Here is a 17300-nt window from a genome sequence, read left to right on the forward strand (position 1 = left end):
CTCAAAGGCGGCCTCAGAGGCGATTGAGTCCGACGACGTGGACGACCGCCCGTCCCTCCTCGTCGGAGGCCGCGAGGTCCACCTGGGCGTCGATGCCCCAGTCGTGGTCGTCCGCCGGGTCGTGCAGGACCTGCCGCACCCGCCACAGCTCCTGCTCCTCCTCGATCTGCAGCAGGGCGGGGCCGCGGGCGTCCGGGCCGGTGCGGATCTCGTCGTGCTCCTCGTAGTAGGCGTCCAGGGCGGCGGGCCAGTCGATGTCGGCCAGCTCGGCGAGCTCGTCGTACTTCTCCAGCGCCGCCAGCTCGACCATGCGGAACATGGCGTTGCGCACCAGGACGCGGAAGGCCCGCCTGTTGCCGGTGACCGGCCGGGTCTTCTCCTCCAGGCCCGGGCGCTCCACCTCCTCGGAGGGGTTCTGCAGCTTCTCCCACTCGTCCAGCAGGCTGGAGTCGACCTGGCGCACCAGCTCGCCCAGCCATTCGATCAGGTCCTGGAGGTCCTCGGTCTTCATGTGGTCGGGGACCGTGCGGCTGAGGGTGCGGTAGGCGTCGGCGAGGTAGCGCAGCACCGTGCCCTCCGAGCGCGCCAGCTCGTAGAACTGGACGTACTCGGCGAAGGTCATCGCCCGCTCGTACATGTCGCGCACCACCGACTTGGGGCTCACCGCGTGGTCGCCCACCCACGGGTGCCCGCGCCGGTAGGTCTCGTACGCGCCGAACAGCAGGTCTTCCAGCGGCATGGGGTAGGTGACGTCGGTGAGCAGCTCCATGCGCTCCTCGTACTCGACGCCGTCGGCCTTCATCTGGGCGACGGCCTCGGCGCGCGCCTTGTTGAGCTGGGAGTGCAGGATCTGGCGGGGATCGTCCAGCGTCGACTCCACGATCGACACCACGTCCAGGGCGTAGGTGGTGGAGGCGGCGTCGAGCAGCTCGAAGGAGGCGAGCGCGAAGGTGGACAGCGCCTGGTTGAGCGCGAAGTCCTCCTGCAGGTCCACGGTGAGGCGCGCCATGCGGCCGTGCTCGTCCGGCTCGCGCAGCTTCTCCACGACGCCGCCCGCCAGCAGCGAACGGTAGATCGCGATCGCGTGGCTGATGTGCCGCCGCTGGGCCCTGCGCTCCTCGTGGTTGTCGGTCAGCAGGCTCTTCATCGCCGCGAAGCAGTCGCCCGGCCGGTTGATGACGGCGAGGAGCATCGCGTTGCTGACCTTGAACCGGGAGGTCAGCTGCTCGGGCTCGGCCTTCTGGAGTCGTTCGAAGGTCTCCTCGCTCCAGTTGACGAAGCCCTCCGGCGGCTTCTTGCGCACGACCCTGCGCCGCTTCTTCGGGTCGTCGCCCGCCTTGGCCAGCGCCTTCTCGTTCTCCACGACGTGGTCGGGGGCCTGGCAGACGACGTGCCCGAGGGTGTCGAAGCCCGCGCGCCCGGCCCGCCCGGCGATCTGGTGGAACTCGCGGGCGCGCAGCAGGCGGACGCGGTTGCCGTCGAACTTGCTGAGCGCGGTGAACAGCACCGTGCGGATCGGGACGTTGACGCCGACGCCCAGCGTGTCGGTGCCGCAGATGACCTTCAGCAGGCCGGCCTGGGCCAGGCGCTCGACCAGGCGGCGGTACTTCGGCAGCATCCCGGCGTGGTGGACGCCGATGCCGTGCCGGACCAGCCGCGACAGCGCGCGGCCGAACCGCGTGGTGAACCGGAAGTTGCCGATGAGCGCGGCGATGGCCTCCTTCTCGGCCTTGGTGGACATGTTCACGCTCATCAGGGCCTGCGCCCGCTCCATGGCCGCCGCCTGCGTGAAGTGCACGACGTACACCGGCGCGGACTTCGTGGCCAGCAGCTCTTCGAGCGTCTCGTGCAGCGGCGTGGTGCGGTAGCTGTAGAACAGCGGCACGGGACGCGTGGCCGATCGCACGACGGCGGTGTCGCGGCCGGTGCGCCGCGTCAGGTCCTTCTCGAAGCGGGTGACGTCTCCCAGCGTGGCCGACATCAGGACGAACTGCGCCTGCGGCAGCTCCAGCAGGGGCACCTGCCACGCCCACCCGCGGTCGGGCTCGGCGTAGAAGTGGAACTCGTCCATCACGACCTGGCCGATGTCGGCCCGGGCCCCGTCGCGCAGCGCGATGTTGGCGAGGATCTCGGCCGTGCAGCAGATGATCGGCGCCGAGGCGTTGACCGAGGCGTCGCCGGTCATCATGCCGACGTTCCCGGTGCCGAACAGCGCGACCAGGTCGAAGAACTTCTCCGACACCAGGGCCTTGATGGGGGCGGTGTAGAACGTCCGCCGCCCGTCGGCCAGCGCCGCGAAGTGCGCCCCGGCGGCGACCAGGCTCTTGCCGGAACCGGTCGGCGTGGAAAGGATCACGTTGTTGCCCGAGACGACCTCGATCAGCGCCTCCTCCTGCGCCGGGTAGAGCGTCAGCCCGCGTTCGGCGTTCCACGCGGCGAACGCCTCGAACAGCGCGTCGGGGTCGGTGTCCTGAGGGAGGTGCTGGAGGAGGCTCACCCCTCAATACTGCCGAAAGCCACGCCGTGGTCGGTCCACCTTTCGCCCTCGGCGGGCCCGGAGTGAACCGCGGGGAGCCGCGCCGCGTCTTCTGCCGGGGCCCGGACGGGTCCCGGTGGAAGGAGAGATCGATGCGTGGAGCGAGGACCGCCGCGGCACTGGCCGCGGCGGCGATGGTCGTCGTGCCGGCGAGCGCCGCGGCGGCGACGGCCCGGGGAGGGGCGGTCGCCCCGGCGAGCGCCGCCGCGGCGACCCCGGCGAAGGCCGCGAACAAGCTGTTCCGGGCCTGGCTCCGCGACGACAGGGCGGCCGCGGCGGCCGTGGCGTCGCCCGCGGCGGTCAAGACGCTGTTCGCCTACGTGTACCGGGCGCCGGACGAGTTCACCGGGTGCGTCAAGAACGCCTGCCGGTTCACCCACACCAGCGTGCGGGTGCCCGGCGGCCTCAACGGGATCCTGATGCTCGTCTCCGGCGGCAAGGTCGCGAAGGTGTACGAGTCCCGCCACGTCACCGCGCCGGAGAAGGCCGCCAAGTACCTGTTCGCGGCGTGGAAGGCCGGCGACAGGAACCGCGGCCTGGAAATCGCGTCCACCGGCGCGGTGAAGACGCTGTTCCGCGTCGAGTTCGGCGGGGTCGGCTACATCTTCCAGGGGTGCCAGGCCGAGCGCGGCGGCAGGTCCTGCGCCTACTCCTACGAGGGCGGCGCCATGTTCCTGCACGTGCGCGGGAGCAGGACGCGCGGCTACGAGGTGCGGTCCATCTCCTACATCGCCGACTGAGCGCCGCGGCGGCGGGCGGTGGCACGATGGGCGCATGCGTGACCTGTCCGCCGCGTGGCGCGCGCTCGCCGGGGAGTCGGCCGCGTCCCTGGCCGTCGGGGCCGAGCTGGCCGCCCGCTGGGCCGAGCCGCACCGCCGCTACCACACCCCGGCCCACCTGCGCGCCGTGCTCGCCGCCACCGAGCCGCTCGCCGGCCACGCCCGCGACCTGGTGGCGGTGCGGCTGGCGGCCTGGTTCCACGACGCGGTGTACGACGGCAGGCCGGGGTGGGACGAGGAGCGCAGCGCCCAGCTCGCCTCCTCCCGGCTCGCGCGCCTGGGCGGCGGCCTCGCGCGGCGCGCCGGGGAGGTCGCCCGGCTGGTGCGGCTGACCGCCGGGCACGGCCCCGAGCCCGGCGACCGCGACGGCGAGGTGCTGTGCGACGCCGACCTCGCCGTGCTCGCCTCGCCCGGCTACGACGCCTACGCCCGCGCGGTCCGCCAGGAGTACCGCCACGTGCCCGAGGAGGCGTTCAGGACGGGCCGGGCGCGCGTCCTCGCGGGGCTGCTGGCGATGCCCGTGCTCTACCGGACCGCGCCCGCGCGGGAGATGTGGGAGACGGCGGCCCGCACGAACGTGCGCGCCGAGCTCGCCGCGCTCACCGGCCGCGCGGACGTCCCCGGCTGACCCGCCCTCGCGACGCATCCGCGGCCCCGGCGGTCACGGATACCCCTTGGGGCCCCGCGGTCCCGGCGGTCGGGGATACCCTCCTGGGCCCGCCACCGTCCGGGGACCCGTGCGGTCACGGATACGCGGCCCGCGCGTCCAGCCCCGCGTACGCCTTGCGCAGCAGGTGGTGCAGCGTGCGCCGCTCGTCCGGGTCCAGGGCCGCCAGGATCGCCTCGTGGGCGTCCCGCGCCGAGCGGACCGCCTCGGCCAGCGCGCGGCGGCCCTCGTCGCTGATGCGCACCGAGTAGCGGCGGCGGTCGGCGGGGTCGCGCCCGCGCTCGACCAGGCGGCGGGGGAGCAGGGCGTCCATGACCGCGACCAGGTCGCTCGGGTCGATGCCGAGCCGCCTGCCGAGATCGCGCTGCGAGGCCGGGCCGAAGTCGGCGAGCGCGGCCAGGACCGCCAGATGCCACAGGCCGAGCCCGAGGGGCTCCAGCCGGTCCGCGACGGCACGCCTGCCCGCCTGGCCGGTCTTGGACAGCACGAAGGCCGTGATGCCGAGCAGGGACGGCGGCAGTTGCGGCACATCGCTCATCCCGGAATGATAGGGCCGCACCAATCGTTGGTGCTACCCAACTATTAGGAGCGTGTGATGGACGCCCTGTATCCCCGGGTGCTCGCCGGCGACTTCGCCGGCTGCTTCCGCTTCTACGACGGCCTGCTCGGCACGGTGACGGGCGGCACCCTCGTCAAGGGCGACCCGTCCGGCCCGTACGCCAACTGGGACCTCGGCGGCGAGGCCCTGCTGGCGCTGCTGGACAGGTCGGTGATGGACGCGGTCACCGCGCTCGCGCCGCCCGGGCCCACCGGCGGGGTCATGCTCGTGCTGAAGGTCGAGGACGTGGAGGCGGCGGCCGCGGTCGCGCGCGAACACGGCGGGCGCCTGGTCGCACCGCCGGCCGCGCGCCCCCAGTGGGGCCCTACGGTGAGGACCGCGCACCTGCGCGACCCCGACGGCAACCTGGTGGAGCTCCAGTCGTACTGACCGCTCACAGGCCGAGGTCGTCCAGCTCCTTGTAGAGGGCGGCGCGCGAGGGGTCCGCGGCGACCGGGCGGCCCGAGGGCGGCGGGCCCGAGGGGATTCCCGGGACGGGCCTGGCCACACCCGGCATCGGCCGGGGGGCGGCCTGCGGCGGGACGGCGGCGGCGCGGGGACGGCGGTCGCGGAAGAACCAGCCGCCGAGGATGCCCCCCGCGAAGCCGAACAGGTGGCCCTGCCAGCTGAACTCGTCGGTCGGCAGCAGCCCGGTGAAGTGGTAGGCGAAGCACAGCGCCATGACCAGCCCCACCACGATGTCGATGCCGTGCCGGTCGAACAGGCCCTTGACCAGCACGTAGCCGAAGTAGCCGAACACCACCCCGCTCGCGCCCGCGGTGACGCTGTGCGGGCTCGCCACGAACCACACGCCGAGGCCGCTGGTCGCCGCGATGAGCGCGGTCACACCGAGGAACTTGCCCACCCCGCGGTAGGCGGCGAGAAAGCCGAACACGAACAGCGGGCCGGAGTTGCCCTCGATGTGCGCCCAGCTCCAGTGCAGGAACGGCGCGGCGACGATGTCGGGCAGCCGGGCCGGGTCGCGGGCCGCGATGCCGAACGACTGGCTGAGGGAGTAGCCGGTGGCCCAGTTGGCGATCTGGACCAGCCAGATCAGGGCCAGGAAGCCGACCATGACCCAGAACGCCTTGCGGGCCTCGGCGACCATGATCTCGGCCGTCCGGGAGTCGCCGCCCATGCTGTCTCCTGACTAGTGCACGCGCCGGAACCTGTGGCCGGACGCCCGGGCAGCACCCCGTCGGTCCGTCACGGTATTTTCGCAAACACCGCGCCGGTAGGGCCACCGGTCGCGTAACCCGTACACGACCGGTGGCCCGGCGATCTCCCGCGCCCGCTCAGCCGCCCGCGCGTTCGAGGATCACGACGGGGATGTCGCGGTCCGTCTTGGCCTGGTAGTCGTCGTACTGCGGCCAGGTGGCGGTCATCAGCCGCCACACCTCCGGCTTCTCCTCCGGCGTGGCGGTGCGGGCGCGCGCGGTGAACCTGTCGCCCTCGACCTGCACCTCGACCTCGGGGTGTGCCGTCAGGTTGTGGTACCAGTCGGGCGACTCGGGCGCTCCTCCCTTGGAGGCCACGATGACGTAGTCGTCCCCGTGACGCTGGTAGATGAGCGGTGTGGTGTGCTCCCGGCCGCTGGTGCGGCCGGTGGTGGTCAGCAGAAGGACCGTGGTGCCGTTCCAGTCGTGCCCTTCCTTGCCGTCCGTGGCGCGATATCTGTCCACATGCTCTTTTCCGTAAAGCATCCGATCACCCTCCGGGTCGACCTGTACGCGGATGGCCTACCCCCTTTGGGGCGGGGCTCATCCAGTGTCGGATCATGCCCTGCGTGAACCCCGCGAGGAAGCGCAACCGCGGACCGCGCCGGGTACGAAGTCGGCATCGGAGGTGATGCGGATGACCCGGTGCCTCGTCACCGGCGCGACCGGTTACATCGGGGGCAGGCTGGTGCCCGAGCTCCTGAACGCCGGCCACGAGGTGCGCTGCATGGCGCGCTCGGCCCGCCGCCTGCGCGACCAGACGTGGATCGGTCGCGTCGAGGTCGCCGAGGCCGACGCCACCGACCACGCGGCCACCCGGGCCGCGCTGGAGGGCGTGGACGTCGCCTACTACCTGATCCACACCATGGCCGCGGGCCGCGGCTTCCCCGAGCGGGACCGCAGGGCCGCGGAGACGTTCGCGGCGGCGGCCGAGGAGGCGGGGATCGGCCGCGTCGTGTACCTCGGCGGGCTCGCGCCCGAGGACCGGCCGTCGGCGCACATGGGGTCGCGGGCCGAGGTGGAGCGCGTCTTCCTGGAGTGCTCGGTCCCCGCTGTGACCTACCGAGCCTCGGTGATCATCGGGTCCGGCTCGGTGTCGTTCGAGATGCTGCGCTACCTGACCGAGCGGCTGCCGGTGATGACCACGCCGCGGTGGGTGGGCACCCGTACCCAGCCCATCGCGATCCGGGACGTGCTGCGCTACCTCGTCAAAGCGGTGGAGATCCCCCGCGAGGTGAATCGGGGCTTCGACATCGGTGGGCCCGACGTCCTGACATATGCCGACATGATGCGCGGGTACGCGGCCGTGGCCGGGCTGCCGCGCCGTGTGATCATTCCGGTGCCGCCGCTCACGCCCCGGCTCTCCAGCCTCTGGATCGGCCTGGTCACCCCCGTCCCGGCGAACGTGGCCAGGCCGCTGGTCGAGTCGCTGCGCGACGAGGCGGTCTGCCGCGAGCACGACATCGCCCGGTACGTCCCCGACCCGCCGCACGGGCTGATCGACTTCCGCGCGGCCGTGCGGCTGGCGCTCCAGCGGATCAAGGAGGCCGACGTCGCGACCCGCTGGTCCTCCGCCTCCACGCCGGGCGCCCCCAGCGACCCGCTGCCCACCGACCCCGACTGGGCGGGCGGCAGCCTCTACACCGACGAGCGCGCCCGGGTCGTGGACGCGCCCCCCGAGGCCCTCTGGCGGGTCATCGAGGGCATCGGAGGCCGCAACGGCTGGTACTCCCTGCCCCTCGCCTGGGACGTCCGCGGGCTGCTCGACCGCGTGTTCGGCGGGGTCGGCCTGCGCCGGGGGAGGCGTGACCCCGCGCGGCTGCGGGTCGGCGACGCCCTGGACTTCTGGCGGGTGGAGGAGATCGAACCCGGCCACCTGCTGCGGCTGCGCGCCGAGATGCGCCTGCCCGGGCTGGCGTGGCTGGAGCTGACCTGCCGCCGCGACCACGGCCGCACCGTGTACGGGCAGCGGGCCGTCTTCCACCCGCGCGGACTGCTCGGGCACCTCTACTGGTGGGGCGTCTCGCCGTTCCACGGGCTCATCTTCGGCCGCATGCCGCGCAACGTGGCCAAGGCGGCGGAGACATTCGCGGGTTCCCGTTCCTGAATTACCAGATATCGGGCAAAATACCGAGTCTCCGGCAAAGACATGCGCCCTGGTATCTCCGACGTATAACCTTCGCACGCTGATGTGGCGTAAGCGCAGAGGGAATACAGAAGGAATACGGTGTGGCGCGTTCGTGGGCTGAGTCGCCGGGGGAGGTCGCGCACTCCTGGGCGGAGCTGCCCGCGGACCGGGTCGTGCTGCTGGCCGGCGCCGGCGCCGCCGCGCACGCCCTGACCGCAGAGCCGCCGCCCGACGCCGCGCCTGCGATCCTCACCTGTGTCCCGGTCGTCGCGCGGTCCGTCGCGGAGGCCGCCGGCCACATGCTCGACGCCCTCCAGGACGCCGCCCTCGACCTGTTCCCGGCCTGGCTCCCGGACGCCGCCGGCATCCAGGCCGGAGCCGCCGGCACCCTCGCCGTCCGAGCCCTCGCCCTGCGCACCGCCGCCACAAGCCCCCATTTCGGCCCCTTCCTCGCCGCCCTCGCCGAATCCGCCCTCCACCACACCGACGGCACCCCCCGCCGTACCGCCTCAGGTGGCCCTCCTGACGCACGCTCAGGGGGTTTTCCCGGCGCGCGGTCCGGCACGGGCGCCTTTGCCCGGACGTCTCGGTTCGGACCTGAGGTGCGCGCGGCCGGGCTGGCCCGCGTGCTCGCCGCCGGGTTCCAGCGGTCCGGGACCGCGCTTCTCGTACCGGTGCCGGAAGACTTCTCCCGCGCCGACCAGGACGTCCTGCTCGCCGCCGCCGAATGGCTGGCCGCGCGGGGCGGCTTCGGCGTGTGGCTGACCGGAGCCCTCTCCGCGCCCGCCGACCGCGTCACGCACGTGACCCTGCGCCTGCCGTCGCCCACGAGCGCCGATCCCGGGCTCTCTCCCCCTTCCACGCTCCCGCCGCGCGCCGTGACCTTCCCCGCCGTGACCGGGATGCCCCACCCCGCGAGCCACGCCGAGAAAGCCCTGGAAAGAGCCCTCGCCGCCCGCCCCTGGTCACACGGCCGCGCCTGGAACCAGACCTACAGGTCCGGCCCCCTCGCCAACCCGATCCGCGTGGACCTCATCTGGCGCCGCGAACGCTGCATCGTCGAAATCGACGGCGAGGACCACCACAGACCCGACCGCTACGCCGCCGACCGCCTGCGCGACGTCCAGTTGCAACTCGACGGCTACGCGGTGCTCCGCTTCACCAACGCCCAGGTCCTGATGGACGTCGAAGCCGTCGCCGCCCGTCTGGAGCGCTACCTCACAACCCGCCGCGACACACTCGCGAAAGGATCCCCCCGTGTCTGACGAGAAATTGTCCCTCCCCGAACTCGCCGTCCTGGTCGCCCTCATGCGGGAGGCCAGCGAGGTCTCCAACGCCGGCCTGGAAGAGAAATACGGCTTGCGGCTCGACGGAAAGCGTCGCGTGAAGCTGAACGACATGAAGCTGGTGGAGACCCGTAAAGAGGGACGCGTATTCGTCCACATGCTGACCGACGACGGCTGGAGCCGGATGCGGCGGGAGATCGGGGCGGGCCTGCGGAACCCGCAGATCACGAAATCCCCGAAAGTCCTCGTGGAAGGCTTGGCCGCCGGGCTTGTCGCCATCATGGAACGGACCGGTCACACCCTTGCGGACGTTTTCGCCCCGTCACCTGACCCCGTTCAGGAACCCTCGCCCGGCCCGGAACCGGGCGACATCGAGGGACGGATACGGGCGGCCTACAGAGATCTGGCGAATGAACCCGGCGCTTGGGTGGGCATCGCGGAGATCAGGTCGTATCTCGGGGACGTGCCGAGGGACGAGGTGGACGAGGCGCTGAGGGCGATGAACCGTCTCCCCGACGTCAGTCTGGTGCCTGAGTCCAACAACAAGGTTCTCACCCACGAAGACCGCGACGCCGCGGTGACGATCGGGGACCAGGACAAGCACCTCATCTGGATCGGAGCACGATGAACGGTGAGGAGCGGCGCGCCCTGGCGGCCCTGCGCTTCAACTACGCGGAGGTCGCGGACGACGTCTGGCGCCGGTCGGAGTTCCACGTGGACGGCCTGCACCGGGCGACTGTCCAGGCGCTCGTGGACGGCATGACGGAGGCGGGCGAGAGCGTCACCGCCAGCCCGATCGGCGTCGTGGTCCAAGGACAGCGCGGCTCCGGGAAGACGCACCTGGTCGGCTGGGTGCGGGAGAGGATTCAGCAGGAGGGCGGCTATTTCTTCCTCGTCAGCCTTCTGGACACCCGGGATTTCTGGGATAGCGTGCTCGTGTCGATGCTGGACAGCCTGGCGCGTGACTTGGACGCCGACAACCAGCTCAGATCGTTCCTGAGACAACTCTCGTCACGTGTCGGCATGCCGCGCGTGGACCGGCTCCAGTTGTTCGGCCACGCCCCGTTGACGAGGCCGATACTGGACGCCTTCATCGATGCGTTGCGCCGATTCGACGACAGGGTGGGCCGCGACACGCAGGACACCGCGCGGGCTCTTGTGCTGCTCGCGTCCGACGACTTCCACGCGCAGGACGTCGGCACCTCCTACCTGTCCTCCCAGCCGGAGGAGGAGCCGGGTGAACGGGCGGACTGGGGAATCAGAGAATCGAAGAAGTCTCCGCAGGAAATCGTCAAGGACGTGTTCCGCCTGCTGGCCGTCATCGGGCCATCGGTGATCGCCGTCGATCAGGTCGACGCCCTGATCGCGCAATCCTCCATCGCCACCAAGGCCGCGGCGGAATATGACTGGCGTAACGCTCTGGTGATCGAGCAGATAGCCGGTGGCCTGATGTCCCTGCGCGAGAACACGAGCCGGACGTTGACGGTGCTCTCCTGCCTGCCGGCCTCATGGGCGCTCATCAAGACAGTGGCCGTGGACAGCGTGCGCGACCGGTTCCGTGAGAGCATTCCCCTCCAGTCCGTCCCGAGTGCCAAGATCGGGCGGGATCTGATCGAGAAGCGGCTCGCGAAGCGGTACCGGGCGATCGGTTTCCGTCCTCCGTATCCGACATGGCCGGTGAAAGAGTCCGCCTTCGAGAACGCGCCCGACTTCACCGTGCGGCAGCTTCTCATAAAGATCGACGAGCATGTCAGGAACTGTCTCGTCGGCGACGAGATTCGTGAGCTGGAGCATCTCACCGGTGAATCCGGCCCGGTGGCCGACCGCACTGTCCCCGTGATCGACACCTCGGCGCTGGAGGCACTGGACGCGCGGTTCGCGGCCCTGAAGGACGCCGCGGAGACCGGCCCGGCCCTCGATCCGCGGAGCGAGGACGCGGTGATGCCCGCGCTGCTGTCCGCCGGGCTCGCCGCCTGGATCGCCGGGTACGGCGACGCCGGGAGGGAACTCGGCCAGGACGCGCCGCCGAGTGGCAAGCCCTCCCTGCACGCGCGGCTGCGGCGGAGCCTGGACGAGTCCACGGAGGACGAGGCGCACTGGGCGTTCCGCGCCATCGCCGCCGGGCATCCGATCGCCGTGCTCAACCGCCTGCGCGCCGCCTCGGTGGCCGCCGGCCTCAACTCGGGGGCCTCGCGGCGACGGCTGTTCGTCCTGCGCAACGACGAATGGTCCGGCGGGCCCCGTACCCGCGAGGCGGTCGCGGAGTTCGAGCGGCTGGGCGGCAGGGTCCTGCCTGTCGGGACGGAGGATCTGAGGACCCTCGCGGCGCTCAAGGCGTTGATGGCGGAGAACGCGCCGGAGTTGCCGACGTGGCTTGTCGCGCGCAAGCCGGCCGCCGAGGTGAGGCTGCTGAACGAGGCGCTTTCCGATGTCTGGACCGTTCCTGAGGCAGGGGTGGAGGAAGCGGAGTCCGCAGGCGTAACCGGTGGGGCGGACGTCGATGCGGTGGAGACGGACGGGCAGGTCCCGGTGAAGCCCGTCAAACGCGGAGGTCTCGGACCAGGAGGCGCTGCGGCGCTGAACGCCGTCCGGGGACTGGACATCGTCGGCGGCGGAAGCGTCACCGGCAACGAGGAGGAGGCCGCAGGTGAGGGGGCTCCAGCGGTCACCCGCGTGACCGAGACGGTGGGGCGCGACGGTCTTTCTGATGAAGCGGTCGAGACCCTCGTAGTCCAGGCGGGCGAGGCAGGCGAGGGGAGCGAGGAGGCTCGGGCCGTCCACTTCGAGGAGGTCGCCGGGCGTGCGGTCACGGAGACGGCGATCACGGTCGGGAAGGGGCTTTCCGATGAGGCGGTGATCGTAGAGCTGGAGGCGTTGCGGAAGCACACGGTGATCTTCGCGGGGTCGGGGTCGGGGAAGACGGTGTTGATTCGGCGCGTGGTCGAGGAGTGTGCGCTGCGCGGCGTGTCGGCGATCGTGCTGGATCCGAACAACGACCTGGCCAGGCTTGGGGACGCCTGGCCGGAGAACCCTCCGCAGTGGGGGCCCGGGGACGCCGGGAAGGCCAAGGAGTACCTCGACGCGACCGATGTCGTGGTGTGGACGCCGGGGCGGGACGCGGGGCGTCCGCTCACCTTCCAGCCGTTGCCCGACTTCACCGGCGTCGTGGACGACCCGGACGAGTTCCGTGAGGCGGTCGGCACGGCGGTGGAGTCGCTGGCTCCGCGTGCGAGGCTGACCGGCAACAACACCAGGGCCCACCGGGGCATGGCCGTGCTGAGGGAGGCCCTGACGTACTACGCGCGGCGCGGCCGGGTGACGCTGAAGGGGTTCACCGAGGTGCTGGCGGCCCTGCCGGAGGGCGTGAGCGAGCTGCGCGACGCGCAGAAGCTGGCCGCGGACATCGCCGAGAACCTGCACGCGGCGACGGTGAACGATCCCTTGTTCGGCGGGGAGGGCACGCCGGTGGATCCGGGGGTGCTGCTGACGCCGGCCGCGGGTAAGCGGGCGCGGGTGTCGGTGATCAACCTGGCGGGGCTGCCGTCCGACGGGCAGCGGCAGGGGTTCGTCAACCAGCTCCAGATGGCCCTGTTCTCGTGGATCAAGCGCAACCCGGCGGGGGACCGCCCGCTCGGCGGCCTGTTCGTCATGGACGAGGCGCAGACGTTCGCGCCGTCGGGGGCGATGACCGCCTGCACGCACAGCACGCTGGCGCTGGCGTCCCAGGCGCGCAAGTACGGGCTCGGGCTGGTGTTCGCGACGCAGTCGCCCCGGGGGTTGCACAACAGGATCCCGGGGAACGCGGCGACGCAGTTCTTCGGCCTGCTGAACGCCCCGGTGCAGATCGAGGCGGCCAAGGAACTGGCCAGGGCGAAGGGCGGCGCCGTCGCCGACGTCGCGCACCTCGGCGCGGGGGAGTTCTACGCGGCCCTGGAGGGCGGCGGCTTCCGCAAGGTGCGCACCTCGCTGTGCCTGAGCCACCACCCGAAGAGCGCGCTCACCACCGACGAGGTCATCGCCAGGGCACGACGACCGCTGGAGCGCTGACGCCGCTCCGGGGGCCTTCCCGGCGACGACGAAGGCCCCCGGAAGGATCGCCGCGCCGATGTCATAAGGTCCGGGGCCGATCGTTACCCGGTGTCACAAAGCTCGCGAGCGGATCGCTACTCCGATATGTCATTACGTGGACGAGCGTTCCGTATGTGCGGAAGACTGTCCGGATCGATCACTGGCCGAGCGGGGTGGGCACGGCCAGGCACCGCGGCCGCCTGCCTCCTCGCTCCGACGCACCACGGGAGCACGGATGAGTGCGAGCCGCATGACCGCGACGGACCCCGCGCCCTTCAGGCTCAGGCGGAACACCCGGGACCTCCCGAAGGCCGTCGAGACGCTCGCCAAGGCGCTGCCCGCGCGCGACCTGAAGACCGTCCTGGCCGACGCGAACCGCACGGCCGTCCGCAAGGGGAGCACGTCGGCGTTCGGCTCGATGAGCCCCAAGCCCGCCGACTGGTACTGCTTCGAGGAGGGCGACGACCAGACCACCGACTGGTACCCGCAGGGCGTCGCCGCGTCCGCGGAGGCCGGCCGCCCGGACCTGCGCACGTTCGTGGTGAGCTGGTACTGGAGGCCCGAGGGCAAGGCCACCGAGCGGGGCGTGCGCCTGTCGTTCCTCAGCGCCGAGACCCGCAGGTACCGGCACGTCCTGCTGGTCGAGCCCAAGGTGGACGGCTCGTACGCCGCGGTGAACATCCACGCGGGCGGAGTCGCCTGGTACGGCGACCTGCTCTACGTGGCCGACACCTCGCGCGGCTTCCGGGTGTTCGACCTGCGGCGGATCTTCGAGGTCAAGGGCGACGACGACAAGATCGGCAAGCAGGGCGGGCGGTACCACGCGTTCGGTTACCGGTATGTGATGCCGCAGGTGGACGCCTGGGCGGGCACCGGGTCCGCCCGGTTCTCCTTCGCCGCGGTGGACCGCAGCACCACCCCGCACTCGCTGATCTCCGGCGAGTACGTCGACCCGTCCGACGACCCGGGCGTGGCCGGCAGGGTGGCGCGCTGGCCGCTCGCCCCGGACGGCACGCCGGTGGCGGGCACGGACGGGACCGCCGCCGCGGCGGACGCGTTCACGCTCGCCGGAGCGAAGATCCAGGGCGCGCTGTCGCACAAGGGCGCCTGGTATCTCAGCCAGGCGGCGTCCTCGACGGTCAACGGGTCGCTGCTGGTGGTGCCGGACGGGCGGACGGCGCAGGTCAGGAAGTTCCCCGTGGGCCCGGAGGACCTGACCTGCTGGGGGGAGAAGAACCAGCTCTGGTGCGTCACCGAGTTCAAGGGACGCCGCGCCCTGTTCACCGTCCCGCTCTGAGGCCGGCCCCTCCAGGCCGGGACGGCCCGCTTGCACGACTTGCGGACGGCTTGCGCGGGAGGGGGCAAGCGGACGTCAAAGACCGTGCAGGCGGGCCCGCGTATCACTGGGTGTGCAAGGCCCCGGCGCCAAGGACCGGACCGGGAAGCATTCGCCCCAGGAGAAGAACATGAAGCGCACCCTGCTCGGTCTCGCCGCCGCCGCCACGCTCGCCGGGCCGGCCGTCACCGTCCCCGCGGTCTCCGCCTCGGCGGCCACCGGCGACTTCGGCCCGGACACCTGCCGCCAGGGCTACGTGTGGCGTGAGGCCCGTCCCTCCGACCACGTGTGCGTCACCTCGGGCACCCGCACCCAGACCCGCGACGACAACGCCGCCGCCGCGTCGCGGTGGACCTCCGGCGCGTTCGGGGCGCACACCTGCGTCCAGGGCTACGTCTGGCGGGAGGCGTTCGCGGGCGACGACGTCTGCGTCCTGCCCGCCGTCCGCTCGCAGGCGCGCGCCGACAACGCCGCCGCGGCCGACCGCAGGGTCTCCGCCCGCCTGTGGATCACCAAGTACACCGTGCCGCCGACCGACAACGGCGACGGCACCTCGACCACGACCTCGGTGGACGACATCCCGCGGCTCAAGCTGAGCGGCGACCACTTCAACTTCGGCCAGGTCAAGCTGTACCTGCGCTACAACACCGGCCGCACCTACTGGAGCGGCGCCGTGACCGCGAGCGCGCACGGTGGCTTCGCGGGCGGCAGCTTCGGCAAGAAGAGCGGGGTGTTCGACTGCTCGGGCGCCGCGCGCCCGGCCAACGGGTACGCGCAGGCGTACGACGTGGTGTCCGGCCGCTGGTCGGCCAAGGTTCCGGTGCGGATCGGCTGCGCCGTCCTGTGAACCGCGGTCCATGGGCCGGCTCCTGCGCGAGGGGCCGGCCCTCCGGCTTTTCGAGGGACAACGCCGGGGAGGACATCGGGGGAGGGGGACCCCGGGAGCGGTCTCAGGGCCGTCCCTGACTCCTCCCTGAAGTCGCCTCCGGCCTATGTCGCCGGGCGTCGCGGCCGCCTAGCGTGAATGCCATGGGACGCATTCTTCTGATCGTCATCGCCGTCATCGTCGGCTTCTTCCTGCTCGGCAGCGTGCTGGGCCTCATCGCCGGCCTCGTCAAGTGGGCCCTGATCATCGGCGTGGTCGCCCTCGCCGTGCTGGCCCTCACCAAGATCTTCCGTTCCCGCGCGGGCTGATCCGCGCGGGACGCCCGCGGGGCCGCCGGGCGGGTAGCCGTCCGGGCGGATGGGGTATGGGGTCGGTAACCGGTCACATGCCGAGGAATCTGGAGGAACCATGCGATACCTCGCACGTCCCCACCAGATCCCCCCGAGAGTCGCCGTGGGCGCGTACTTCCTGGATTCGGGCCTGTCGAAGTTCGACGCCGACGAGGGGACGGCCGAGGGAGTGCACGGCATGGCCGTGCGCGCCTATCCCTTCCTCGGCAAGGTGGACCCGATGCTGTTCACCCGGGCGCTGTCGATCACCGAGATGGCCCTCGGGGCGGCGCTGCTGGTGCCGGTGGTGCCCTCGGTCGTGGCGGGGGCCGCGCTCGCGGGCTTCGCCGGGGGGCTGATCGGCCTCTACCTGCGCACGCCGGGCATGACCCGCCCGGGCGGGGTGCGGCCGAGCGACCAGGGCAAGGCCGTCGCCAAGGACGTCTGGCTGCTCGGCATCGGCCTCGGCCTGGTCGTCGACGAGTGCGTCCACGAATGCGCCGGCCGAGGGGCCGCGTGAGCGGTCACCAGCCCTTGCGGCCCCGCGTCCGCGTGTCGGACACGAAGGCGCCCAGGGCGTCGCGGGTCGCGCGCAACGCCTCGTTGGCCGCCTCGGCCGTCCGCTGCGCCACGCCGACGAACACGTAGTCCACGATCAGCAGCTGGCTGATCCTGCTGGCCAGCGCGCCGGGACGGAACGCCGTCTCACGGCCCGCGGAGATCAGCACGTGCCCGCACACCTCGGCCAGCGACGAGCGCGGGTTGTTGGTGACGGCGACGGTCGTCGCGCCCGCCTTGGCCGCGCGCCGCAGCGGCTCCACCACGTCCGGCGTCTCGCCCGTGGTGCTCACCCCGACCGCGACGTCGCCGGGCCTCAGCAGGACGGCGCTGGTCAGCGCCAGATGGGCGTCGGTGAACCCGTGCGCCGACAGCCCGATGCGCATCAGCTTCTGCGCCATGTCGAGGGCCACCAGCCCGGAGGCCGCGACCCCGTACACGTCGACGCGCCGCGCGGCGGTGATGGCCGCCACCACCTCGCCGAGCAGCTCGGGGGAGAGCTGCGCCGCGGTGTCCTCCAGCGCCTGCGCCTCGGCCCGCGTCACCTTGGCGATCACGTCGGACAGGGGGTCGTCCGGGGCGAGGTCGCCGGGCACCAGGCGGTCGGGCCCCTGCCGCGTCGTGGCGGCCGCGGCGGCCAGCGCCAGCCGCAACTGGGCGTAGCCGGAGAAGCCGAGGGCGCGCGCGGTGCGCACGATCGTCGCCTCGCTGGTGGCCGAGGTGGCGCTGAGCTCGGTGATCGTGCTGCGCGCGACCGTCGCCGGGTCGTCGAGGATCAGCCGGGCGATGATCTGCGCCGAGGGGGTCAGCGAGGGAAGCACGGCCCGCACCCGGGCGACCAGGTTCTCCGGGGTCGAGCCTTCCGGGTCGATCATGGGGGTCCTTTTCTGTTACCGACACATTACTCAATCA

At 72.0% G+C, this 17300-nt stretch carries 16 protein-coding genes; 11 read left to right on the forward strand and 5 right to left on the reverse strand.

From position 1 onward, the window contains the following. Positions 1-13: 13 nt before the first annotated feature. Positions 14-2497, reverse strand: coding sequence for a DEAD/DEAH box helicase (locus tag BJ982_RS23710; protein ID WP_184883508.1), 2484 nt, complete (start codon positions 2495-2497; stop codon positions 14-16). Positions 2498-2628: 131 nt separating this feature from the next. Here BJ982_RS23710 and BJ982_RS23715 point away from each other — a divergent pair, with 131 nt between their 5' ends. Both BJ982_RS23715 and BJ982_RS23720 read left to right on the forward strand, forming a co-directional pair. Continuing rightward, a complete protein-coding gene (locus BJ982_RS23715) occupies positions 2629-3276 on the forward strand; it encodes a hypothetical protein (protein WP_184883510.1) in 648 nt (215 codons plus the stop codon). Between the two features lie 34 nt (positions 3277-3310). Beyond that, positions 3311-3943: an HD domain-containing protein gene (locus BJ982_RS23720; protein WP_184883511.1), complete on the forward strand. Its 633-nt coding sequence runs from the start codon at positions 3311-3313 to the stop codon at positions 3941-3943. A 115-nt stretch (positions 3944-4058) separates the two neighbouring features. Here the strand turns inward: BJ982_RS23720 and BJ982_RS23725 are convergent, their stop codons facing one another. Continuing rightward, positions 4059-4520, reverse strand: a complete 462-nt coding sequence (locus BJ982_RS23725) for a MarR family winged helix-turn-helix transcriptional regulator (RefSeq protein WP_184883513.1) — start codon at positions 4518-4520, stop codon at positions 4059-4061. A gap of 57 nt (positions 4521-4577) precedes the next feature. Here BJ982_RS23725 and BJ982_RS23730 point away from each other — a divergent pair, with 57 nt between their 5' ends. Next, positions 4578-4970 (forward strand): VOC family protein, encoded by a 393-nt coding sequence (locus tag BJ982_RS23730; protein ID WP_184883515.1) that lies wholly within the window; start codon positions 4578-4580, stop codon positions 4968-4970. Positions 4971-4974: 4 nt separating this feature from the next. Here BJ982_RS23730 and BJ982_RS23735 read toward each other — a convergent pair whose 3' ends face one another. Both BJ982_RS23735 and BJ982_RS23740 read right to left on the reverse strand, forming a co-directional pair. Continuing rightward, positions 4975-5718, reverse strand: a complete 744-nt coding sequence (locus BJ982_RS23735) for a rhomboid family intramembrane serine protease (RefSeq protein WP_184883518.1) — start codon at positions 5716-5718, stop codon at positions 4975-4977. A gap of 157 nt (positions 5719-5875) precedes the next feature. Further along, positions 5876-6283 (reverse strand): nitroreductase family deazaflavin-dependent oxidoreductase, encoded by a 408-nt coding sequence (locus BJ982_RS23740; RefSeq protein ID WP_184883520.1) that lies wholly within the window; start codon positions 6281-6283, stop codon positions 5876-5878. Positions 6284-6434: 151 nt separating this feature from the next. On the opposite strand from BJ982_RS23740, the gene BJ982_RS23745 reads away from it, so the two are divergent. From BJ982_RS23745 to BJ982_RS23780, 8 genes are all read left to right on the forward strand, one after another. Beyond that, the gene (locus BJ982_RS23745) at positions 6435-7904 is read left to right on the forward strand and encodes an SDR family oxidoreductase (protein ID WP_184883522.1); all 1470 of its coding nucleotides are present in this window, start codon (positions 6435-6437) and stop codon (positions 7902-7904) included. A gap of 122 nt (positions 7905-8026) precedes the next feature. Beyond that, positions 8027-9190, forward strand: coding sequence for an endonuclease domain-containing protein (locus BJ982_RS40565; RefSeq protein ID WP_184883524.1), 1164 nt, complete (start codon positions 8027-8029; stop codon positions 9188-9190). Further along, entirely contained in the window at positions 9183-9839 is a 657-nt protein-coding gene (locus tag BJ982_RS23755; RefSeq protein ID WP_184883526.1) for a hypothetical protein, read from the forward strand. The genes BJ982_RS40565 and BJ982_RS23755 overlap by 8 nt, the downstream gene beginning before the upstream one ends. Beyond that, a complete protein-coding gene (locus BJ982_RS23760) occupies positions 9836-13258 on the forward strand; it encodes a helicase HerA domain-containing protein (protein ID WP_203959372.1) in 3423 nt (1140 codons plus the stop codon). Before BJ982_RS23755 ends, BJ982_RS23760 begins: the two co-directional genes overlap by 4 nt. A gap of 271 nt (positions 13259-13529) precedes the next feature. Beyond that, positions 13530-14576 carry a hypothetical protein gene (locus BJ982_RS23765; protein WP_184883528.1) on the forward strand — a complete coding sequence of 349 codons (1047 nt, stop codon included), beginning with the start codon at positions 13530-13532 and terminating at the stop codon, positions 14574-14576. A 169-nt stretch (positions 14577-14745) separates the two neighbouring features. After that, complete coding sequence (locus BJ982_RS23770) at positions 14746-15462, forward strand: hypothetical protein (protein WP_184883531.1); 717 nt, start codon at positions 14746-14748, stop codon at positions 15460-15462. A gap of 182 nt (positions 15463-15644) precedes the next feature. Beyond that, on the forward strand, positions 15645-15809 hold the full coding sequence (locus tag BJ982_RS23775; RefSeq protein ID WP_184883533.1) for a hypothetical protein: 165 nt from the start codon (positions 15645-15647) through the stop codon (positions 15807-15809). 100 nt (positions 15810-15909) lie between these two features. Further along, complete coding sequence (locus BJ982_RS23780) at positions 15910-16350, forward strand: MauE/DoxX family redox-associated membrane protein (RefSeq protein ID WP_184883535.1); 441 nt, start codon at positions 15910-15912, stop codon at positions 16348-16350. A gap of 4 nt (positions 16351-16354) precedes the next feature. On the opposite strand, the gene BJ982_RS23785 is transcribed toward BJ982_RS23780, so the two are convergent. Then, the gene (locus BJ982_RS23785) at positions 16355-17263 is read right to left on the reverse strand and encodes a MurR/RpiR family transcriptional regulator (protein ID WP_184883537.1); all 909 of its coding nucleotides are present in this window, start codon (positions 17261-17263) and stop codon (positions 16355-16357) included. Between the last annotated feature and the right edge of the window lie 37 nt (positions 17264-17300).

Source organism: Sphaerisporangium siamense, from assembly GCF_014205275.1.
GTDB lineage: Bacteria > Actinomycetota > Actinomycetes > Streptosporangiales > Streptosporangiaceae > Sphaerisporangium > Sphaerisporangium siamense.